Source organism: Ensifer sp. ENS07 (genome assembly GCF_014852185.1).
Taxonomy (GTDB): Bacteria; Pseudomonadota; Alphaproteobacteria; order Rhizobiales; family Rhizobiaceae; genus Ensifer; species Ensifer adhaerens.
The window spans coordinates 132,428-154,338 of sequence record NZ_JACVBE010000003.1 but is presented as its reverse complement, the minus strand read 5'-3'; the positions used below and the strand labels follow the sequence as shown (position 1 = coordinate 154,338).

19 protein-coding genes are annotated in these 21,911 nt (G+C 63.0%); 7 read left to right on the top strand and 12 right to left on the bottom strand.

Annotated features, from left to right (window positions below; all coding sequences use genetic code 11):
- Positions 1-61: 61 nt before the first annotated feature.
- From IB277_RS13415 to gcl, 3 genes are all read right to left on the bottom strand, one after another.
- The gene (locus IB277_RS13415; protein WP_034799385.1) at positions 62-946 is read right to left on the bottom strand and encodes a 2-hydroxy-3-oxopropionate reductase; all 885 of its coding nucleotides are present in this window, start codon (positions 944-946) and stop codon (positions 62-64) included.
- Between the two features lie 5 nt (positions 947-951).
- Positions 952-1,767 carry a hydroxypyruvate isomerase gene (gene hyi, locus IB277_RS13410; protein WP_060530281.1) on the bottom strand — a complete coding sequence of 272 codons (816 nt, stop codon included), beginning with the start codon at positions 1,765-1,767 and terminating at the stop codon, positions 952-954.
- A gap of 77 nt (positions 1,768-1,844) precedes the next feature.
- A complete protein-coding gene (gcl, locus tag IB277_RS13405; RefSeq protein WP_034799378.1) occupies positions 1,845-3,629 on the bottom strand; it encodes a glyoxylate carboligase in 1,785 nt (594 codons plus the stop codon).
- 171 nt (positions 3,630-3,800) lie between these two features.
- Between gcl and IB277_RS13400 the strand changes: the two genes are divergently transcribed.
- Positions 3,801-4,622, top strand: coding sequence for an IclR family transcriptional regulator (locus IB277_RS13400; protein WP_034799375.1), 822 nt, complete (start codon positions 3,801-3,803; stop codon positions 4,620-4,622).
- Positions 4,623-4,711: 89 nt separating this feature from the next.
- Here the strand turns inward: IB277_RS13400 and guaD are convergent, their stop codons facing one another.
- Together guaD and IB277_RS13390 are read right to left on the bottom strand one after the other, a co-directional pair.
- Positions 4,712-6,064, bottom strand: a complete 1,353-nt coding sequence (gene guaD / locus IB277_RS13395; RefSeq protein WP_034799372.1) for a guanine deaminase — start codon at positions 6,062-6,064, stop codon at positions 4,712-4,714.
- On the bottom strand, positions 6,061-7,299 hold the full coding sequence (locus IB277_RS13390; RefSeq protein ID WP_034799370.1) for a urate hydroxylase PuuD: 1,239 nt from the start codon (positions 7,297-7,299) through the stop codon (positions 6,061-6,063). Before IB277_RS13390 ends, guaD begins: the two co-directional genes overlap by 4 nt.
- A 147-nt stretch (positions 7,300-7,446) precedes the next feature.
- Here IB277_RS13390 and IB277_RS13385 point away from each other — a divergent pair, with 147 nt between their 5' ends.
- Complete coding sequence (locus tag IB277_RS13385; protein WP_034799367.1) at positions 7,447-8,361, top strand: LysR family transcriptional regulator; 915 nt, start codon at positions 7,447-7,449, stop codon at positions 8,359-8,361.
- Positions 8,362-8,542: 181 nt separating this feature from the next.
- Here IB277_RS13385 and IB277_RS13380 read toward each other — a convergent pair whose 3' ends face one another.
- Positions 8,543-9,211 carry a hypothetical protein gene (locus tag IB277_RS13380; protein WP_162770703.1) on the bottom strand — a complete coding sequence of 223 codons (669 nt, stop codon included), beginning with the start codon at positions 9,209-9,211 and terminating at the stop codon, positions 8,543-8,545.
- Between the two features lie 269 nt (positions 9,212-9,480).
- Complete coding sequence (locus tag IB277_RS13375) at positions 9,481-10,407, bottom strand: LysR family transcriptional regulator (protein WP_192371035.1); 927 nt, start codon at positions 10,405-10,407, stop codon at positions 9,481-9,483.
- Between the two features lie 94 nt (positions 10,408-10,501).
- Here IB277_RS13375 and IB277_RS13370 point away from each other — a divergent pair, with 94 nt between their 5' ends.
- Positions 10,502-11,311, top strand: a complete 810-nt coding sequence (locus tag IB277_RS13370) for an NAD(P)H-dependent oxidoreductase (RefSeq protein ID WP_060586160.1) — start codon at positions 10,502-10,504, stop codon at positions 11,309-11,311.
- 12 nt (positions 11,312-11,323) lie between these two features.
- Here the strand turns inward: IB277_RS13370 and xdhC are convergent, their stop codons facing one another.
- The 4 genes from xdhC to uraH are packed head-to-tail and all read right to left on the bottom strand — an operon-like array spanning position 11,324 to position 16,416.
- Positions 11,324-12,190 (bottom strand): xanthine dehydrogenase accessory protein XdhC, encoded by an 867-nt coding sequence (gene xdhC, locus IB277_RS13365; RefSeq protein WP_060521827.1) that lies wholly within the window; start codon positions 12,188-12,190, stop codon positions 11,324-11,326.
- 18 nt (positions 12,191-12,208) lie between these two features.
- The gene (gene xdhB / locus IB277_RS13360; protein WP_060586159.1) at positions 12,209-14,548 is read right to left on the bottom strand and encodes a xanthine dehydrogenase molybdopterin binding subunit; all 2,340 of its coding nucleotides are present in this window, start codon (positions 14,546-14,548) and stop codon (positions 12,209-12,211) included.
- Positions 14,549-14,559: 11 nt separating this feature from the next.
- Positions 14,560-16,041 (bottom strand): xanthine dehydrogenase small subunit, encoded by a 1,482-nt coding sequence (gene xdhA, locus IB277_RS13355; RefSeq protein WP_090295951.1) that lies wholly within the window; start codon positions 16,039-16,041, stop codon positions 14,560-14,562.
- A gap of 3 nt (positions 16,042-16,044) precedes the next feature.
- On the bottom strand, positions 16,045-16,416 hold the full coding sequence (uraH, locus tag IB277_RS13350; protein WP_034799357.1) for a hydroxyisourate hydrolase: 372 nt from the start codon (positions 16,414-16,416) through the stop codon (positions 16,045-16,047).
- A 172-nt stretch (positions 16,417-16,588) separates the two neighbouring features.
- On the opposite strand from uraH, the gene puuE reads away from it, so the two are divergent.
- The 3 genes from puuE to IB277_RS13335 all read left to right on the top strand — a co-directional run bounded on the left by puuE (position 16,589) and on the right by IB277_RS13335 (position 19,591).
- A complete protein-coding gene (gene puuE, locus IB277_RS13345; protein WP_112974742.1) occupies positions 16,589-18,004 on the top strand; it encodes an allantoinase PuuE in 1,416 nt (471 codons plus the stop codon).
- Positions 18,005-18,014: 10 nt separating this feature from the next.
- The gene (alc, locus tag IB277_RS13340; RefSeq protein WP_034799351.1) at positions 18,015-19,034 is read left to right on the top strand and encodes an allantoicase; all 1,020 of its coding nucleotides are present in this window, start codon (positions 18,015-18,017) and stop codon (positions 19,032-19,034) included.
- Positions 19,035-19,105: 71 nt separating this feature from the next.
- Positions 19,106-19,591: an ureidoglycolate lyase gene (locus tag IB277_RS13335; RefSeq protein ID WP_113080921.1), complete on the top strand. Its 486-nt coding sequence runs from the start codon at positions 19,106-19,108 to the stop codon at positions 19,589-19,591.
- A gap of 84 nt (positions 19,592-19,675) precedes the next feature.
- On the opposite strand, the gene IB277_RS13330 is transcribed toward IB277_RS13335, so the two are convergent.
- Positions 19,676-20,524: an AraC family transcriptional regulator gene (locus IB277_RS13330; protein ID WP_180316488.1), complete on the bottom strand. Its 849-nt coding sequence runs from the start codon at positions 20,522-20,524 to the stop codon at positions 19,676-19,678.
- 111 nt (positions 20,525-20,635) lie between these two features.
- On the opposite strand from IB277_RS13330, the gene IB277_RS13325 reads away from it, so the two are divergent.
- Positions 20,636-21,889, top strand: a complete 1,254-nt coding sequence (locus IB277_RS13325; protein WP_192371034.1) for a cytochrome P450 — start codon at positions 20,636-20,638, stop codon at positions 21,887-21,889.
- The last annotated feature ends 22 nt before the right edge of the window (positions 21,890-21,911 follow it).

Genomic DNA, 21,911 nt, shown 5'->3' with positions numbered 1-21,911 from the left:
GATCTTTTCAAAGCGGCGCAATTCCTAACGGAAAACCGCTTCGCACGTTCCCTGGAATTGCTTAGGCAACCTGGTGGTTCGCCATGCGCTCCAGCGCCCGGACGAGGCCGGAGTGGTCTAGGCCGCTGTCGCCGTTGGCTGCGCAGTTGTTGAAGAGTTCCTGCGTTGCCGCCGTGTTCGGCAGCGAGATGCCGAGCGACTTGGCACCCTGGAGAGCCAGGTTGAGGTCCTTCTGGTGCAGCGAGATGCGGAAGCCCGGATCGAAGGTGCGCTTGATCATGCGCTCGCCGTGAACTTCGAGAATGCGCGAGGAGGCAAAGCCGCCCATCAGCGCTTCGCGGACGCGCGCCGGATCAGCACCCGCCTTGGAGGCGAAGACAAGCGCTTCCGAGACCGCTTCGATCGTCAGCGCAACGATGATCTGGTTGGCGACCTTGGTGACCTGGCCGTCGCCGCAATCACCGACGAGCGTGATGTTCTTGCCCATCAACTTCAAGAGCGGCAGGGCGCGGTCGAAGCTCTCCTGGGCGCCGCCCGCCATGATCGAGAGCGAAGCATTCTTGGCGCCGACTTCGCCGCCGGAAACCGGGGCGTCGATGTATTCGGCACCGGTCTCGCGAACTTTCTTGGCGAATTCCTTCGTCTCGATCGGCGAGATCGAGCTCATGTCGATGACGAGCTTGCCCTTGGAAAGACCGTAGGCGACGCCGTTTTCGCCGAAGAGAACATCCTTGACCTCAGGGGTATCCGGCAGCATCAGGATGATGGTGTCGACGGTTTCGGCCAACGCCTTCGGCGAGTCGACGAACTTGAGGCCGTTGTCGAGCAGCTCCTGGCGCGGCGGGATGACGAACTTCGAGGTGACGATGGTGTGGCCGGCATCCTGCAGGTGGCGCGCCATCGGCGTGCCCATGATACCCAGTCCAATGAAACCGATTGTTGCCATGGTGTTTAGCTCCTGATCTTGATGATGTCTGCGGATTGGGTGCGCTGGCGCTCGGCGCCGAGCCAGCCAAGGCCCTCGGCAGTCGTGGTGCGCGGCTTATATTCGCAACCGATCCAGCCGTCGTAGCCGGCCGCTTCCAGCGCGTCGAAGACGAAGGGATAGTTGATCTCGCCGGTGCCCGGCTCGTTGCGGCCCGGATTGTCGGCAAGTTGGACATGAACGATGCGATCGGCAAAGCGTTTGTAGGTGCCGATCAACTCGCCCTGCGTGCGCTGCTGGTGGTAGAGGTCGTACTGGATGAACAGGTTGTCGCTGCCGACCTCCTCAATGATCGAAGCCGCCTGCTCGACCGTGTTGAGATAGAAGCCCGGAATATCGAAGTCGTTGATCGGTTCGATGAGCAGGCGAATGCCCTGCTTGCCGAGTTCGCTTGCAGCAAGCTTGAGATTGGCGACCAGCGTGTCGCGCAGCACCTGTTCAGAGACACCGTGAGGCGCGATGCCAACCAGGCAGTTGACCTGCTTGCAGTCGAGCGCCGTCGCGTAGTCGATGGCGCTCGCCACGCCTTTGCGGAACTCGTCGACCCGGTTAGGCAGGATGGCGATGCCGCGTTCGCCGCTCGCCCAGTTGCCGGCCGGCAGGTTGTGCAGAACTTGGGTCAGGCCATGGCGCTGAAGCTCTGCGCGCAGGCTCACCTTTTCGAATTCGTAGGGAAACAGATATTCCACGCCCTCGAAGCCGGCCTTGGCAGCAAGGGCGAAACGATCGAGGAACGGCACCTCGTTGAACAGCATTGTCAGGTTCGCAGCGAACTTCGCCATGCGATGTTTCCTCCTTGTGTTTGTCTTGTGAGCGATGCGGGCGGCGGAGCGCCCGCATCTCCTCAGTCATTCAAGGCTCAGTCGAGCAGGGCCGTGATCGCGGTCGGCACGTCCTCGCCGCGCAGCGCCAGTTCCTCGAACTCGACGACTGCATTGATGTCGGCGCCCATGGAGATGTTGGTGACGCGCTCGAGGATGAACTCGATGACGACGGGAACCTGGTGCTCGTCCATCAGCGCGCGCGCCCGGTCGAAGGCTTCCTGGAACTCGTTCGGACTGCGCACCCGGATCGCCTTGCAGCCGAGACCTTCGGCAACCGCGACGTGGTCGACGCCGTAACCCTTCTCCGCATCGCCCGACGCGTTGATGTTGTCGAAGGCGAGGCTGACTTCGAAGTCCATGTTGAGACCGCGCTGCGCCTGGCGGATGAGGCCGAGATAGGAATTGTTCACGACCACATGCAGGTAAGGCAGCTTGTGCTGGGCGCCGACAGCCAGTTCCTCGATCAGGAATTGGAAGTCGTAGTCGCCTGAGAGTGCCACGATCGTCCGGTCCGGATCGGCAGCGCGAACACCGAGGGCCGCAGGCAAGGTCCAGCCGAGCGGTCCGGCCTGGCCGCAATTGATCCAGTTGCGCGGCTTGTAGACGTGCAGGAACTGGGCGCCGGCGATCTGGCTGAGGCCGATGGTCGAAACGTAGCAGGTGTCGCGGCCGAAGGCCTTGTTCATCTCTTCATAGACGCGCTGCGGTTTCAGCGGCGTCTGGTCGAAGTGGGTCTTGCGCAGCATGGTGCGCTTGCGCTCGCGGCACTCTTCCGCCCAGGCGGACCAGTCACGCAGCTTGCCCGCCGTCTTCCATTCCGTCGCGACATCGAGGAAGAGCTTCAGCGCAGCGCCGGCATCCGAGACGATACCGAAATCGGGCGCGAAAACGCGGCCGATCTGCGTCGGCTCAATGTCGACGTGAACGAACTTGCGGCCTTCCGTGTAGGTCGGAACGTTGCCGGTGTGGCGGTTTGCCCAGCGGTTGCCGACGCCGAGCACGAAGTCGGAGGCGAGCATGTTGGCATTGCCGTAGCGATGCGAGGTCTGCAGGCCGCACATGCCGGCCATCAGCGGATGGTCATCCGGGATCGTGCCCCAGCCCATCAGCGTCGGAATAACCGGAATTCCGGTGATTTCGGCAAATTCTGTCAGAAGGTCCGATGCATCGGCGTTGATGATGCCGCCGCCGGCAACGATCAGCGGGCGTTCCGCTTCGTTCAGCATCGCGATCGCCTTCTCGGCCTGGGCCCGCGTCGCCTTCGGCTTGTAGGCTTCAAGCGGCTGGTAGGTGTCCGGATCGAATTCGATCTCGGCAAGCTGGACGTCGACCGGCAGGTCGATCAGCACCGGGCCGGGACGGCCGGAGCGCATGATGTGAAACGCCTTCTGGAAGACGAAGGGAACGAGCGCCGGCTCCATGACGGTAACCGCCCACTTGGTGACCGGTGCTGCGATCTTGGCGATATCGACAGCCTGGAAATCTTCCTTGTCGAGACGGGCGCGCGGCGCCTGGCCGGTGATGCAGAGGATCGGGATCGAATCCGCCGAGGCCGAATAGAGGCCGGTGATCATGTCGGTGCCGGCCGGGCCCGACGTGCCGATGCAGACTCCGATATTGCCGTGCTTGGCGCGCGTATAGCCTTCGGCCATGTGGGAAGCGCCTTCGACGTGGCGCGCCAGGATATGACGAACCGAGCCGCGCGCCTTCAGCGCCGAGTAGAACGGATTAATGGCGGCACCCGGTACGCCGAAGGCACAGTCGATGCCTTCCTTTTCCAGAACAATAACAGCCGCGTCAACGGCACGCATCTTAGCCATGGGAACTCCTCCAATTTCCTGAAACAATAATCCATTATCGTCGATACGCAACACGCAAATGGAATTCATTTCCATCATATGGAAATAAAGATTTTCAATAATTCGGAGAAAATCGCGGCATGGCCTGATAGAGGATGATGGGCGAGACACGTGATTTGCAGAGAGGCTTTTATGGACGGCAACGGCAGGGGAAAACGCGGACGCAAGGCGGGCGAGAACGCCGCCCCTTCATCCGTCCAGGTGCTTGATCGCAGTCTCGCCCTTTTGACGGTCGTGGCCGAAGGCGACGGCTCAACCCTCACCCAGCTCGCCGACGAGACCGGCATGGCGCCGTCGACCGTGCACCGGCTGCTGGCAACGCTTGCCGGCCACGGCATGGTGATGCACGACCCGGACACGGGCGCCTGGACAGTCGGTTTGAAGGCGTTCGAGATCGGCAACGCCTATCTGCGCTTCCGCAAGCTCGGCACCATCAGTCGGCCGTTTCTAAAAGGACTGATGGAGGAAAGCGGCGAGACGGCGAATATCGGCATCGAGGAAGGCGGCGACGTCGTCTTCATTTCGCAGGTCGAAAGCCACGCGCCGATGCGCGCTTTCTTCCGTCCCGGCCGCCGCGGTCCGGTTCATGCCTCCGGCATCGGCAAGGCCATCCTGTCCACCTGGTCCGACAAGGAGATCGCCCAACTGCTCCACGGTCGCGAACTCGCGCATTTCACCGACAAGACGCGCGATACGCTGCCGGCGCTGCTGAAGGATATCCAGGAGATCCGCCACCGCGGCTGGTCGGTCGACGACGAGGAGCACACCCTCGGCATGCGCTGCGTCGCCGCTCCGATCTTCAACGAATATGGCGAAACGATCGCCGGCATATCCATCTCGGGCCCGTCGGTCCGCGTCAGCGATCAGAAGCTCTCAACCTTCGGCCCCATCGTGCGCGAACGCGCGGATGCGCTGACCAAGGCGATGGGCGGCAAGCGACCGGAAGAGCTTTAAACCCCGACCAACAGAAACGCCGCGCGTCCGATCCGGACACGCGGCGTTATAATAAGCAATGCTGGCGAGCCAGCAGGGGCGGACGCGCCTTAGGCCGTTTCGAGGCTCTTTACTGCCGAGGTGGCTGCGTCCTTCGCAGCGCGTGCAGCTCCCTTCATCGGCTTGCCGGCGACATAGGTCTCGGCCACGCATCGGTCGTCACCCATCGTCTGCAGGATGAAGAGTTCCTCGACAAGCGAACCGGCAACCCGCATGCGCAAGTCCATCGACGGCTTGGCGCGGCTATCAAGCACCACGATATCGGCATCGGCGCCGACATGCAGCGAGCCGATACGGTCGTCGAGATCGAGCGCCCGGGCGTTGCCGAGTGTCATGCGGTAGAAGGAGTTGAATGGCGTCAGCCGCTGGCCCTGCAGGTGCAGAACCTTGTAGGCCTCGTCCATCGTCTCCAGCATCGAGAAGCTGGTGCCGGCGCCGACATCGGTCGCGACCGACCAGCGGGCGCCGAGCTTGTCGAAGCGATCGCGATCGAAGAGACCCGAGCCGAGGAACAGGTTCGAGGTCGGGCAGAAATTGCCGACGGCACCGGTTTCGGCGAGTACCGAAATCTCGCGGTCGCTCAGATAGATGCAGTGGCCGAGCAAGGTCTTGCGCGTCAGCAGATCGTAGCGCGCGTAAATGTCGGTATAGTCCTTCGCTTCCGGATAGAGCGACGTGGCGAAGGCGATTTCGTCCCTGTTTTCAGAGAGATGCGTCTGGACGTAGCACTCCGGATGCTCGGCGACGAGCGTGCGGCTCGCCTCCATCTGCTCCGGCGTCGAGGTGATGGCAAAGCGCGGGCTGATAGCGTAGTGCGCGCGGCCACGGCCGTGCCACTTGGCAATCAGCGCCTTCGTCTCGTCATAGCCCTGCTGCGCCGTGTCGCGCAGCGCATCGGGCGCATTGCGGTCCATCATCACCTTGCCGCCGATCATCAGCATGCCGCGCGCTTCAGCGGCCCCGAAATAGGCGTCGACGCTCTCCGGATGCACCGAGCAATAGGCGGCCGCCGTCGTCGTGCCGTTCGCCAGAAGCTCATCCAGGAAACGGCCGGCGATGAAGTCGGCATGCTCCGGTTTGCGGAACTTCTGCTCCTCGACGAAAATGTAGGTGTTCAGCCATTCGAGAAGCTGGGCGCCGTAGGAGGCGATCGCCTGCGTCTGCGGGAAATGCAGATGCGTATCGATCAGGCCTGGCAACACCAGATGAGGGCGATGGTCGGCGACCTTGACGCCGGCACCGGCACGACGGGCGACATCGGCATGATCGCCGATATCGGCGACCTTGCCGCCGCGCACGAGCACGGCGCCGTCTTCGAAGTAGCGATAGGAGGTGGTGTCGTCGATGCCCTTTGGTTCCTCGACGAAGGTCAGCACACGGCCGCGGATCAGCAGATCGGTCATTGGGTCTTTCCTCCATTCACGACGGATTCGTACCAGGCGACGAGCAGCTGCCGCTCCTCGTCCGATACGCCGGTGACATTGGCGGGCGGCATCGCGTGGCTGCGGCCGGCCTGCAGGTAGATTTCACGCGCGTGATTGGCGATCTCAGTGTCGGTCTCGAGCATCACGCCCTTCGGCGGGACGACGATGCCCTCCCAGCCCGGCTCCTTGGCATGGCACATGGAACAGCGGCCAAGCACCGTGTCGCGGACCTTCGGAAAGGCTTCCGCGGTGACGAACGGCTGTTGCGCGGCGGAAATCTTCGCCTCCTCGCCGCCGGCAAGAATCTTCGGCACGGTCGACAGCCACATGATGACGACGAAGAGCAGCGCGGTTACGAGCCAGGTCCAGGTCGGGTTGCCCTTGTTCGCGTGACGGGTGTTGAAATAGTGGCGGATGGTCACGCCCATCAGGAAGACCAGCGAGGCGATGATCCAGTTGTACTGGGTACCGAACGCCAGCGGATAGTGGTTCGACAGCATCAGGAACAGAACCGGCAGCGTCAGGTAGTTGTTGTGGGTCGAGCGCTGCTTGGCGATCACGCCGTACTTGGCGTCGGGCGTGCGGCCAGCGATCAGGTCGCCGACGACCACCTTCTGGTTCGGAATGATGATGAAGAAGACGTTGGCCGACATGATCGTTGCGGTAAACGCACCGAGATGCAGGAAGGCTGCGCGGCCGGTGAAGAGCTGCGTGTAGCCCCAGGCCATGCCGACCAGAATGAAGTAGAGCAGCACCATCAGTCGGGTGTTGTCGCGACCGAAGGGCGACTTGCAGATCGTATCATAGGCGAGCCAGCCGAAGGCAATCGAGCCGAGCGAGATGGCGATTGCCACCGGCTTCGAGACGTCGAGCACGTTCGGGTCGATCAGGTAGAGGTCGGCGCCGGCATAGTAGACCAGGCAGAGCATGCCGAAGCCGGAGAGCCAGGTGACGTAGGACTCCCATTTGAACCAGATCAGGTGCTCCGGCATGTTGGCCGGCGCAACCAGGTATTTCTGGATGTGGTAGAAGCCGCCACCGTGCACCTGCCATTCTTCGCCATAGGCGCCGACCGGCAGGCCGGGATGTTTCTTCAGACCGAGGTCGAGGGCGACGAAGTAAAAGGACGAACCGATCCATGCAATGGCGGTGATGACGTGCAGCCATCTCACGGCAAAGGTCAGCCAATCCCAGGCGATGGCATAGTCGTACATGAAATTCTCCCATTTCTCCTCGGACCATTATGTGTCATTGCTGGAGGTCGCGGGAACGTCGCTGCTTCACCAACACTTTCAAAAAAATCTATAAAATAGCGACGGAATGGATAGGCTAGAGAGAGCCTGAAGGAGTGGGACGGAGGCATGTCTTATCTGGACAATGTGCGCGTCTTCGTACGCGTCGTAGAGCTTGGAACCCTGTCGGCAGCGGGTCGCGACCAGCGCGTGACGCCGGCGGTTGCAAGCAATAGAATCAAAGAGTTGGAACGCCATATGGGCGTTCGCCTGTTCAATCGGACGACGCGCAAGCTGACCCCGACGGAGCACGGTCGCGTCTTTTACGACGGCGCGGTGAAGATCCTCGAGGCTGTCAACGAAGCAGAAAATGCGATCGCCGATCTCTCGCGCAATCCGAAGGGCGCGCTGAAGATTACCGCTCCTTTGGGGATAGGTCGGCGGCTGATTGCATCGGGCATTCCGGAGTTTCACGACAAGTATCCCGACATCGAAGTGCGGCTTCGCCTGTCGGACCACAATGTCGATATCCTGTCGGAAGGCGTCGACGTCGCCTTCAAGCTCGGCATCCTCGAAGATTCGAACCTGCGCATGCGCGGCATCATGAATTGCGAGCGCGTTGTCTGCGGTGCGCCTGCCTATTTCGAGAAGCGGGGCATCCCTCAGACGCCCGACGCACTCATCGCCGACAAGCACGACTGTCTGCTGCTCAGGTATCCCGGTTCGAAAGAGTATTTCTGGACGCTCCAGACCATGGAAGGCGTGCGCAAGCTCGAAGTCACCGGACCCTATGATTCCGACGACGGCGACGTCCTGACGCAGTGGGCGCTCGACGGCCGCGGCATTATCAACAAGCCGCTGTTCGAGGTGAAGGCGCACATCAATTCCGGCGCACTCGTGCCGATCCTCGTCGACACGCCGCCGCTCAGCGTGCAGCTTGCGGCGATCTATCCGCACAAGCGGTTCCAGGACCCGAAGGTGCGACTGATGATCGATTACATGGCCGAGCGCTGTCAGCGCCTGATCAACGGAATGCTGGCCTGACCGTTCGTCTTCCGGCCGCTTCGGCCTGGACCAAGGAGCAAGACTGCACACCCTAGGCATCCTGCCGGCGGCTCCTATCGACGGAGAGCCGATTCTTTCGCCCGGTGCCGGGCGATCTCAACGTGGTTTGCAAAAGAAAGAAGGCGCGCCGATGCGGCGCGCCCTCAATATTTTTCAGAGATCAGCGTTTCACGTCGCTGTGCTTCGACTTGCCGGGAACTCCGTCACCGCCGCCGTTGCCGAAGCCGTTGTTGGCGTGCTTGGGCTTGCCGCCACCGCCGCCGTCACCGCCGGTGCCGCCACCGTCACCACCCGTGCCGCCGCCATCGCCGCCGGTACCACCACCGTCGCCACCGGTGCCGCCGCCATCGCCACCAGTGCCGCCGCCATCACCGCCCGTGCCACCACCGTCACCGCCCGTGCCGCCGCCATCGCCACCGGTGCCGCCGCCATCACCGCCCGTGCCACCACCGTCGCCACCGGTGCCGCCGCCATCGCCACCAGTGCCACCACCGTCACCGCCCGTGCCACCACCGTCACCACCGGTGCCGCCGCCATCACCGCCCGTGCCACCACCGTCACCACCGGTGCCACCGCCATCGCCGCCCGTGCCGCCATCACCACCGGTGCCGCCCGTGCCGCCATCGCCCCCCGTTCCACCGTCACCGCCGGTACCACCCGTACCGCCATCACCGCCCGTACCACCATCACCACCGGTGCCGCCCGTGCTGCCTTCACCACTGGTAGTACCCCCATCGGCGTGGGCAACGCCGATCATGAACGGCGCGCTATAGTGCGTCAGCACCGCGAATGCCGTGGACAAGAGCAGAGCACGCGTCAGTTTCTTCATAGTCGTCTCCCGATCTGATGCGTCCCCGTCTCTGTGCAATTGCGTAAAACGCGATTTGTCTGAAAAGCACTAAAGAAAATCCTGGACGCGTTACTTCCGCTAAGGTCGACCTCAGCGTCAACCTTATTTTAGAAACTACTGATGATAGACAGATCCGGAAGCAAAGGGTAAGCGACACATTTGTGGTATGGCTTACGGCGCACGGGTCATGCAACCGATCCATTCGGGTTAGGGATCACGCTGTCGCAGCTGGCGGACGGCCGAGGCCGCTAGGCTCTGGACCTCTCGATCCCCGGAAGGTTGCCGATCGCCTCGACCAGGAAATCAACCAACAGACGAACACGGGCGATGCCAGAGCGTTCCGGCACGATCAGCAGGCTGAGCGGCACCGCAGGCAATGAATAGTCCGGAAGCAGCGGCACCAACAGGCCGGCCTCGATCAGATCGTCGACGAGCCATCGGTGGGCAGGCGCGATGCCCCGGCCGGCGACGAGGGCCTCACGTGCAGCAAGCCCATGATCGATGCGAAGGCGTCCACCGAAGGGCACGGACAGATGCCGCCCGTCTGTGGCTTCGAAGTTGAGCCTTTCACTGCCGGCAATGTTCGACATGCGGATCCCCTCATGCGCCGAGAGGTCGCTTGGGGCGCGCGGAAATCCGCGCGCGGCCAGGTAGGCCGGAGCAGCCACCAGAAGACGCCGGCTCTGCCCAAGCGGCCTAAGCTTCATGGAGCTGTCGCTAAGCGGCCCGAGCCGCAACGCGACGTCGATGCCTTCCCGCACGAGGTCGATGCGCTCGTCGGTCAGGCTCAGATCGACGCCGATGTCGGGATACCTGTCCTGGAAAGCAAAGATCAGCCGGGTAACGTGCAGCACTCCCAATGCGGACGTGCAGGACACACGAATGGTACCGGCAGCAGCCCCACGCGCACCGCGCGCTTCGTCGCCGGCCTGTTCTACCAGTCGCAGGATCTGGACGCTATCGGCGTAGTAACGGCTGCCTTCGTCGGTCACCGTGACGCGACGGGTGGTGCGGCTAAGCAGCGGCACGCCGATCGCTTCCTCGAGCTCTCGCAGCTGCCGCGTCACCGTCGACTGGCCGATGCCGAACTCACGCGCAACAGCCGAAAGACTGCCCCGCTCGGCGACGCGCACGAAGGTGCGCATGCGTTCAAGCGTAACATCAGACTTATCCATTTTTCGGCATGATCCTATGCATTTCGAATATCTACCGCATAGGGATGGGGCGGTCTACCTAGAGTCTCAGTTGATGGCACCGAGGATATCGACCATGAAAGTTCTGCTTGTTTATGCCCACCCCGAACCGCGTTCACTGAACGGCGCGCTGCGCGATATCGCCGTCAAGACGCTTGAGGCGGAAGGCCATGAGGTTCGTGTCACCGATCTCTATGCCGAGGGATGGAAGTCCGAGATCGGTCGCGCCGATTTTCCGGCCCTTGCCCCCGATGCCCGGTTCAAGCCGAGCCGCGCGTCGAAGGAGGCCTTTGCCACCGATACGCTGACCGCCGACGTCAAGACCGAGCAGGAAAAGCTGCTCTGGGCCGACGCGCTGATTCTGCAGTTTCCGCTGTGGTGGTATTCAATGCCGGCGATCCTGAAAGGCTGGGTCGATCGCGTCTATGCCTATGGTTTTGCCTATGGCGTCGGCGAGCACAGCGACAAATATTGGGGCAGGCGCTTCGGCGAGGGAACGCTGGCCGGCAAACGCGCCATGCTTGTCGTGACGACGGGCGGCTGGGAGGAGCACTATTCGCCGCGGGGCGTGAACGGGCCGATCGACGACCTGCTCTTCCCGATCAACCACGGGATCCTCTTCTATCCCGGTTACGACGTGCTCCCGCCGTTCGTCGCCTACCGCGTAGACAGCCTTGACGACGCTGGTTTTCAAGCCACGGCGGAACAACTGAAAGAAAGAATGCACACGCTCGCGACAACTGCGCCCATTCCCTATCGCCGGCAGAACGGCGGGGACTATGCAATCCCGACGCTTGAACTCCGACCGGAGGTCGGCGACCCGCGCATCAACGGCTTTGCGCTCCACCTCAACGGTGCGCACCGGGGCGAAACGGCGCTCCGCTGACGGGCGGATTTGCTAACGAGCAAGCTTGGCGGCAGCCGGCCGACGCGAGATGTCCACTTGCACCGGCTGGCGAAAATTGAGCGCAGCCGCCATGACTTCGGCGGCGGCAAGCGCAGCGATCACCGCTGGCCGCTTGTCCTTCACCGTCGTGCCGCCGATCGGGCAGACCAGCCGGTCGAAGAGGTCCGGTCGACCGATCTCGCGCGACAGCCAGTTCTTGAAAGTGGAGCGCTTCGTCTTCGACCCGATCATACCGACATAGGAGGCATCGTCGCGGCGAAGCGCTTCTGCCGCGATCAGGAAGTCGAGCGCGTGGTCGTGGGTGAGGATGACGAAGGCGCTGCCGGGGGGCGCGTCGCGCACCACTGCCTCCGGCATCGCCGTCAGGCAGGTCTCGATGCCGGGAATGTCGGCAACGGCCGAAAGCTCGTTCTCGCGGGTATCTACGAGAACGGTGCGCACCGGCACCAGGGAGAGCGCCATCGCCAGTGCATCGCCGACATGGCCCGCGCCAAAGACATAGACATGCGGCCGGCTGGCGATTTCCAGGTCGCTGCGTTCAATCAGCATGGCGGCTTTCTCCCGATCGATTCGTGTGAAGGCAAGCGCCACGCGCCCGCCGCAACACTGGCCGATCTCCGGTCCGAGCGGGATCGTCATCGCCTCCGGCGCGTCGCCACGCTTCAGCGCCCGCCGGCCATGGTCGATCGCCATGTATTCGAGTTGCCCGCCGCCGATCGTGCCGAACAGGCTATCGGCGGCGACGAGCATCCAGGCGTCGGTATCGCGTGGCGTCGAACCGGCGGCACCGGTCACCTCCACAAGCACGCAGTCGCGCTCGCGTCGGAGAAAGTCCCTGATATCCTCGCGGCTCGCCACCATGACAATCAGCCCCTGTTACCCTTTCTGCCGTGCGGCCGCCCGCAGCCGCTCGATCGCCATCAACACCCGTTCCGGCGTTGCCGGCGCATCAAGGCGCGGTGCTATACGATACTCCGCAACGCTCGCGGCCGCCATCGACAAGGCTTCCAGCACGGAGATGCCGAGCATGAACGGCGGTTCGCCGACAGCCTTCGAGCGGCGAATCGTTTCTTCGCGGTTGACCGACCACTCGGCAAGCCGGGTGTTGAAGACGCGTGGCCGATCCGAAGCCAGCGGGATCTTGTAGGTCGAGGGCGCGTGCGTGCGCAGCCGGCCCTTGGCATCCCACCAGAGCTCTTCCGTCGTCAGCCAGCCCATGCCCTGAACGAAGGCGCCTTCGACCTGACCAAGATCGAGCGCCGGGTTCAGCGAGCGGCCGACATCGTGCAGGATGTCCGTGCGGTCGACCTGATATTCACCGGTCAGCGTATCGACGCTGACCTCGGAGCACGAGGCGCCATAGGCGTAGTAGAAGAACGGCCGGCCTCGGCCCTCGGCGCGGTTCCAGTGGATCTTCGGCGTCTTGTAGAAACCGGCGGCCGAAAGCTGGATGCGGGCGCCATAGGCGATCTTGATGAACTCGTTGAAGCTCAAGCGTTCCGCTCCGATCCGCACCACGTTCGGTTCGAAGGCGACATCGGCCTCGGCGACGTTCCAGCGCTCGGCAGCAAACTTCACCAGCCGTTCCTTGATCTGTTGGGCGGCATTGGCAGCGGCCATGCCGTTGAGATCGGAGCCGGAGGACGCCGCGGTTGCAGACGTGTTCGGCACCTTGCCGGTCGTCGTCGCCGTCACCTTGATCCGGTCGAGATCGACCTGGAACTCGTCGGCCACCACTTGGGCGACCTTGGTATAGAGCCCCTGCCCCATCTCGGTGCCGCCATGGTTCAGATGGATCGAACCATCCGTATAGACATGCACAAGCGCGCCGGCCTGATTGTACTCGGTCTTGGTGAAGGAGATGCCGAACTTTACCGGCGTCAGCGCGATGCCGCGCTTCACCACATTGCTCTCGCGGTTAAACGCGATCACCGCTTCGCGACGCTTGGCATAATCCGCCGAGGTTTCCAGTTCCTCGATAATGCGGCCGATGATGTTGTCTTCCACGGTCTGGTGATAGGGCGTGAGGTTTCGGCCCTCGCCGCCATAGAAGTTCAGCTTGCGGATTTCCAGCGGGTCCTTGCCGACGGCATAGGCGATGTCCTCGATCATTCGTTCGCCACCGACCATCCCTTGAGGGCCGCCAAAACCGCGGAACGCAGTGTTGGAAACGGTGTTGGTCTTCAGCGGACGCGAGCGCAGGCGCACGTTCGGATAGAAATAGCAGTTGTCGGCATGGAAGAGCGCGCGGTCGGTGACCGGACCCGAGAGATCAGCCGAGTAACCGCAGCGTGCCGAGAAAACGGCGTCCACCGCCTCGATGCGCCCCTCGTCGTCGAAGCCGAGCTTGTAGTCCACGTGGAAGTCGTGACGCTTGCCGGTGGCGCTCATGTCGTCGTCGCGGTCCGGCCGAACCTTGACCGGGCAGCGGTATTTCTTGGCCGCGACGGCCGCAACGGCGGCGAAAATGTTGGCCTGGGTTTCCTTGCCGCCGAAACCGCCGCCCATGCGGCGCACATTCACGGTGACCGCGTTCGACGGAACGCCAAGCACGGTCGCGACCATGTGCTGCGTCTCGGCCGGGTGCTGGGTCGAGGAATAGACGAGCACCTCGTCGTCCTCACCGGGAATGGCAAACGAGATCTGGCCTTCCAGATAGAAGTGGTCCTGGCCGCCGATGCGCATCTCGCCTTCGAGAATGTTCTTCGCCTTGGCAAAGCCGGCGTCGATGTCGCCACGCTCGAGCTTCAAGGGATCGATGACCAGCGGATAGTTGGCGGCAGCCGCTTCGAGCACGTCGGTCACATGTGGCAGGTCGCGATATTCGATCTTGACCTTGGCTGTGGCACGGCGGGCGGCCTCGCGTGAAGTGGCAATGACTGCGAAGATCGGCTGGCCGTGGAACTCCACCTTGTCGGTGACGAAGATCGGTTCGTCGTGCTTGTGCGCCGGACTGATATCGTTCTCGCCGGGAATGTCGGCGGCCGTCAGAACGCCGATCACGCCTTCGCTGGCGTTCACGGCCTCAAAGTCGATCGACAGAATGTCGGCGTGTGCCCGCTGCGAGAGGCCGAGATAGCCGTGCAGGGTGCCCTGGGGCTCAGGAATATCGTCGATATATTCGGCCGTTCCGGACACATGCTTGTGGCCGGACTCGTGCCGTTCGTTTTCGTGTACGCCGCCGCGGATGCGGTCGATGGGCTGCATCACGTTCATGGCTTCCTCCCTTAAACCGCGACAGCAATGGTGCGATCGAGACGGAGCTGGCCGCCACTCGACTGCGTTTCGAGATAGAAGCGGCGAAGCAGGTTCTTCGCCACCAGTTGGCGGTACTCCGCCGAGGCGCGCCAGTCCGTCAGCGGCGTGAAGTCCTGATCGAAGGCAGCGACAGCGCGCTCGATCGTCTCCTCGTTCCACTCGGCGCCTTTTAGCACCGCCTCCACATGAGCGGCTCGCTTCGGCGTAGCGGCCATGCCGCCGAAGGCGATGATGGCGTCGCTGACCCGACCTGCCTCGAAGGCGATGTTGAAGCCGCCGCAGACGGCGGTAATGTCCTCATCCAGACGCTTCGTCACCTTGTAGACGGCCACACGCGCGTTATCGGAAACGAAAGGAATGCGCACGCTTTCCACGAACTCGCCCGGCTCGCGGTCCTGCTTGCCGTAGGCGATGAAGAAGTCCTCGAGCACCACCGTGCGGCGGCGATCGCCCTTGCGCAGCGTGATCGCGGCGCCAAGCGCAATCAGCGCCGGCGGCGTGTCGCCGATCGGCGAGCCGTTGGCAATGTTGCCGCCCACGGTGCCCATGTTGCGGACCTGCTGGCCGCCGATGCGATCCCAAAGCTCGGTCAGTTCAGGGAAGTGCGCGACGATAACGGGGTAGGCTTCGGCGTAGCTGACGCCGGCGCCGAGCGTCACGCCGTCGGCATCGACCGTGATGCGGCGCAGTTCTTCAAGATGGGTCAGGTGAATGACCGGTGAGATGTCGCGCATGAATTTGGTGACCCAGAGGCCGACATCGGTCGAACCGGCAACGATCGTCGCCTTCGGGTTGGCTTCGAGCACGGCGGCGAAATCATCGACCGAGCCCGGCAGGATGAAGCGCTCGGTCTCGGAGCCGATTTCCACGCGACGGCCGTCCTGAAGTGCTGCCAGTTCGCCTGCGATCCGGTCGCGTTCGGCCACCAGCGGATCCTTGCCGATATCGCCGATCGTCGAGATCGCCTCGGCGGCGCGAATGATCGCGGCATAGCCGGTGCAGCGACAAAGATTGCCCTGCAGCGCCTTTTCGATTTCGGCGATCGACGGCTTCGAGTTCTCCATCCAGAGGCCATAGAGCGACATCACGAAGCCCGGCGTGCAGAAACCGCACTGCGAGGCATGCGTGTCGACCATTGCCTGCTGCACCGGATGCAACGGGCCAGCCGGCTGCGCCAAACTATCCACCGTCACGATATGACAGCCGTCGAGCGAGCCGACGAAACGGATGCAGGCATTGACGGATTCATACTTGAGCTTGCCGTCGAGCAGGCGGCCGACAAGCACGGTGCAGGCACCGCAGTCGCCCTCGGCGCAGCCTTCTTTCGTGCCCTTCAGATTGCGGTCGATGCGCAGAAAATCGAGCAGAGTCTGAACCGGCGAAACATCGGCAAGTTCGACGAGGCGGTGGTTCAGGATGAAGCGGATGGTGTTGCGGATCTGGATCGTCATTGCTCAGCTCCCGCGATAGGTGGAGTAGCCATAGGGCGAAAGCAGCAGCGGCACGTGATAGTGCGCGCCCTGGTTATCGATGCCGAAGCGGATTGGGATCACGTCGAGGAACGGGTTGTCACCGCGCTTGGCTGCGCCGCCGAGATAATCGCCCGCATGGAACTGCAGCTCGTAGGTGCCGGTCTGCATGCGCTCGCCGCTCAAAAGCGGCTCGTCACAGCGGCCGTCGTCATTGGTCTTGACGGACTTGATATGCGTCTGGCGATCGCCATCGACCCGGTAGAGCTCGATGCGCAGCCCTTCGGCCGGTTTGCCGCTGGCCGTATCCAGCACGTGCGTCGTCAAACGGCCGGCGTTTCCACCCTGAGATTGCATAGTTTTCGCTCCTCCCGAAGTCAGCTTTCCACCTCGCAGTATTCCGGCATTCCCACCCGCTTGGTAGCGACCGGATCATTCGAGACTTTCAAATTTTTTGGGGGGAATGGCTCGAAACAAATGCCGCTAGAAATTGGATGCAGAGACGAAAATGTCTGGAGGAGCTGCTTAGATGAGATACCCCCGCGATCTTCACGGCCACGGCCCGAACTTCAAGATCACATGGCCCGACGGCGCGCGGATCGCCGTGCAATTCGTCATCAATTACGAGGAAGGCGGCGAGAACTGCGTGCTGCATGGCGACGCAGCGTCCGAGGCATTCCTGTCGGAAATCGTCGGTGCGCAGGCCTGGCAGGGCCAGCGCCACTGGAACATGGAATCGATCTACGAATATGGCGCACGCGCCGGCTTCTGGCGGCTGCATCGCATGTTCACCGAGCGCGGCGTGCCGGCCACCGTTTATGGCGTCGCAACCGCGCTGAAGCGCTCGCCGGAACAGGTCGCCGCCATGCAGGACGCCGGCTGGGAAATCGCCTCGCACGGCCTGAAATGGATCGAACACAAGGACTTTTCGCCGGAGCGCGAGCGCCAGGAGATCGCCGAAGCGGTCCGGCTGCACACCATCGTCACCGGAGAGCGCCCGCGCGGCTGGTACACGGGGCGCTGTTCCGACAACACGCTCGACCTGGTGACCGAAGCCGGCGGCTTCGACTACGTATCGGACGCCTATGCCGACGACCTGCCCTATTGGCATGAGCATGCGGGGCGCCATCAGCTGGTCATCCCCTACACGCTCGACAGCAACGACATGCGTTTTGCCACGCCGCAGGGTTTCAACAGCGGCGACCAGTTCTTCACCTACCTCAAGGACAGCTTCGACGTGCTCTACGCCGAAGGTACGGCCGGTGCGCCGAAGATGCTGAGCATCGGGCTGCACTGCCGCCTCGTCGGCCGGCCCGGCCGCGCCGCGGCACTCGCCCGCTTCCTCGATTATCTGCAGGGCCACGAGAAGGTGTGGCTCGCAAAACGCGTCGATATCGCCCGCCATTGGGCCGAAAACTATCCGTACAAGGCCTGGGACGATCGTCCGTCGCGGCTTGGCGAAGAGGCGTTCGTCGCCAGGTTCGGCGGCGTCTTCGAACATTCGAAGTGGATCGCGAAGCGCGCCTTCCAGGGCGAACTTTCGCCGGCCAACGACACCGCGATCGGCCTTGCCGCCGCCCTTTCCGCAGTCTTCCGCGAAGCTTCGGCCGAGGAGCGGCTTGCCGTGCTGATCGCCCACCCCGATCTCGCCGGCAAGCTGGCACAGGCCAAGCGCCTGACCGAAAGCTCGACCAACGAGCAGGCCGGTGCCGGCCTCGATGCGCTGACCGATGCCGAGCGTGAACGCTTCACCACGCTCAACGCCGCCTATGTCGAGAAGTTCAAGTTCCCGTTCATCATGGCGGTCAAGGGGCGCAGCAAGGACGAGATCCTCGCCGCCTTCGAAAGCCGGATCGGCAACGATCGCGATACGGAGTTCGAGACCGCGTGCCGGCAGGTGGAGCGGATCGCCTATCTGCGCCTCAAGGGCATGCTGCCGAGCTGAGGGTCTCGCGATGACGATCGACGGCGTGAACCCGCCCGAATTCGCGCTGAACGCGATCAACCTTGCCTCCGCCGGTCTCGGCGCGCGGCCGGTCTTTGCAACCGACGAGTTCTTCGCGCCGCTCGAACGCATGCTGCAGGACGCGCCGCCGGTCTATCATCCCGGTGTCTATGACGAGAACGGCAAGTGGATGGACGGCTGGGAGACGCGGCGACGCCGCGGCCCCGGCAACGACCACGCCATCGTGGCACTCGCGACGAACGGCCTCATCCGGGGCTTCGAGGTTGATACCGCTCATTTCACCGGCAACTACCCGAGCGCTTGCGCCATCGACGCCTGCCTGGCACCGGATGGCCCCGACGATCGGACGGTCTGGACGGAGCTGGTCTGCCCTCGGCCGCTTGGCCCGAGCGCGCTGCATCACTTCGAAGCGCGGTCGGATTCTGTCTGGAGCCATGTGCGCTTGCGCATCTATCCCGACGGCGGCGTCGCCCGCCTTCGGGTTTACGGCGCGCCTGCGCTAGACCGGGCAGCGATCGGCGACGCGGTGGTCGATCTGGCCTCATCATTGCTCGGCGGGCGCATCATCGCCTATTCCAACGGACACTACGGCCACCAGCGGCTGCTTGCGCCCGGACGCGGCATCAACATGGGCGACGGTTGGGAGACCCGCCGGCGGCGCGAGCCCGGCAACGACTGGATCGTGGTGAAACTCGCCGCGCGCGGCGAGATCGACCGGATCGTGGTCGATACCGCCCACTTCAAGGGCAACTACCCGGACGCCTGTTCGCTGCAGGCGGCAGACCTTGGAGCGAACGCTTGCGAAGTGGCCGCATCCGTTACGGCATCGTCGATGTTCTGGCGCGAGGTCCTGCCGCCGCAGAAACTCGCCGCCGACAGCATCCACACCTATGAAGCAAGCGCACTCGCGATCGCGGGTCCGGTAACCCACGTGCGCTTCAACATCTTCCCCGACGGCGGCGTCAGCCGGCTGCGTGTCTTCGGGCGTATTGCGAAAGCCGGCATCTAGATCGTTTCGCCGAGGAGGCGAAGCGATCAAACTTCCAGGCAACCCATCAACATTGGACGGAGGAGCGTCACATGAAGGAGATCGTCATACAGCCGTTGACCCGGGAGGCCTTTGCGCCTTTCGGCGACGTGATCGAAACGGAGAATGCCAACAACTTCCCCATCAACGGGGGCAATGCAACCCGCTACCACGACCTCGCCAAGATCGATGCAACAGGCGAAAAGGCCCGGCCCATGATCAGCCTGGTGCGCGGCGTACCCTATCCGCTGCCGCTGAAACTCACCATGGTCGAGCGTCATCCGCTCGGCAGCCAGGCCTTCATCCCCTTGAGCGACAATCCGTTTCTGATCGTCGTCTCCCGGGAAACCGACGAAGGCCCGAGTGAACCGATCGCCTTCAAGACCACCCCGGGCCAGGGCGTCAACATCGCCCGCAATGTCTGGCACGGCATCCTGACGCCGCTCGATGACGTCTCGGATTTCGCGGTGGTCGATCGCGGCGGCGAAGGCGTCAATCTGGAGGAACATTTCTTCAAGGAGCCGTTCCTGATCGTGTGAATCAATGCATGACCCGGTCGTCCGGTCGGGTTATCGGTGCGCCAGGGCCTCGCTGGCCGCCGAAATCGGACGAAGACTGCGACCTCAATAGCCGCCATCCCGCCGGAATTTCGTCGGCGTGTATCCGGTCACGCGGCGGAAATCGCGCGAGAAATGATAGGGATCCGGATAGCCGCAGACGGCGGCCACCGCCGAGACCTTGGCATCGGGTCCAACCAGCAGGCGTTTCGCTTGGTTGATCCGCTCGTGGCGCAGCCAGTCCATCGGCGTCGTTCCCACCATATCGCGAAAGCGACGAAAGAGTTGCGACGGGCTCAGCCGCGCAAGCGCCGCAAGATCGTCGATCGTCCAGGGCCTGGCGAGATCGCCGCGCATCACCGACAGCACCTGAAGCAAAAGGTCTTCACCGGACCTGTCCTCGGCCGGTTCGGCTCCGATCAGCCGTGGCGCGATCATGTCCGCCATCAGCCCCGCGATCGCGGCGCTCGACAGGGCGTCCGTCGCCGGCGAGCGTTCGGCAAGAAATCCGCTCACACTTTCGAACGCCGCCTGTGCCCTCCGCGGGTCTCTCGGCACGAACAATGGCGACTGCTGCACGCCGAGAAACTGGTAGAGCGCATCAAGCCCGTGTCCCTCGATCCCCATCCAGAGATAACGCCAGCTTTCGCTGTCGGCAGCGCAGCTATGCGCATAGGCCTGAGAGGTATCGAGCCAGGCAACACTGCCGGTTTCGGCAGGGAAACGTTGACCGTGCACCTCGATCAACCCGCGTCCGCCTGTTGTGTAGACGAAGACGTGCTGGTGGAACCGTTTGCGGATCGGCGCCTCGTCAGGGCGCGCCGTCCGGCTTCCGGCCACCAGCGCCAGATAGGGAAACGCACCTGCGAATTTTGCCGGGGTGTGGAAATGGATCTCTTCGCTTTCGGTCAGCATGCCATTTTCTGGCATCCGATGCGAGTTTTGTCCATCATCTTGCGACAGGGTGCCATTCACAGAGCTACGGCAGTGACGTTATCATGCAGCTTTATGCACGGAGAATTGCCCATGACCGAAGCCGCGCCGAATGGCGATGCCGCGAATTTCACCTTCGCGCCGCTGTCCCCGGATTTTGCTCGCGATCCCTATCCGACCTATCGCGCGCTGCGCGAAAAAGAGGGGCTGCACTACTTTGCGGATTTCGACATCTGGCTTGCCTCGCGCTTCGAGGACGTCTCGGCGATCGTCATGGACAAGCGCATGGTGCGCTCGCTCGAAGACCTCGCGACCAAGGAAGAGCTCTCAAAACTGCAGCGCGCCGCCAATTGGCACGACATGCCACACCACGAGCGTTTCGTGCAGTTCAGCCTGCTCGACAGCGATGGTGCCGTGCATGACCGCTTGCGCAAGCAGGTCTTCAAACTATTCACACCGGCTATGATTGCGAAGCTCCGCGACCAGATCCAGGCCTATGTCGACCGGCTGATCGATAGCCTCGCCGATCGCGGCGAGATCGACTTTGTCGATGATCTGGCCGCCCATGTTCCCGGCCATATCATCGGCCGCCTGCTCGGCGTGCCGGACGAGGACTGTCCGCAGCTGCGGATCTGGTCGGAAAACATCGTGCAGTTCTTCGACGTCGACCGATCCGACGCGCGCAAGGAGCTCGCCGAGCGCAATACGACCGAGTTCTACGAATACCTGACAGCGTTGAAGGCCGAACGTGAGCGGGCGCCGAAGGATGACCTCATCTCGGTGCTGATCGAGGCGGAGCGCTCCGGCGCCATGAACTTCGACGAATTCATCTCCACCTGCATGCTGATCCTGATGGCCGGCCACGGTTCCACGATCGATGTGCTTGGCAGCGGCATGCATTCACTCTTGCGCTTCCCCGAGCAGATGGCGCGGCTGCGGAGCGAACCCGGCCTGATCCAGACCGGCGTGCAGGAGATGTTCCGCTCCGAGTCGCCGCTTCCGTTCTTCCACCGCCATTGCGTCGAGGACATCGAGATCTTCGGCCGTCGCTTCGAGCGCGGCACCAAGTTCGGCCTGCTCTATGGCGCCGCCAACCGCGACCCCAAGCAGTTCGAGAATGCCGACACGTTCGACATCGGCCGGACGCCCAACCGTCATCTCGCCTTTGGCGGCGGCGTGCATTTCTGTCTCGGCAACCACCTCGCGCGCCTCGACATGGATATCATCTTCAGCACCCTGCTTCGCCGTTTCCCAACCATCGAACTCGTCGACCGGGAGCCGGAATACAAGCGCGGTCTTTCTGTCCGTGGACCCAAGCGGCTGAAGATCGCCATCCGGCCGGCCTGATCCCATATCCTCGACACCAACA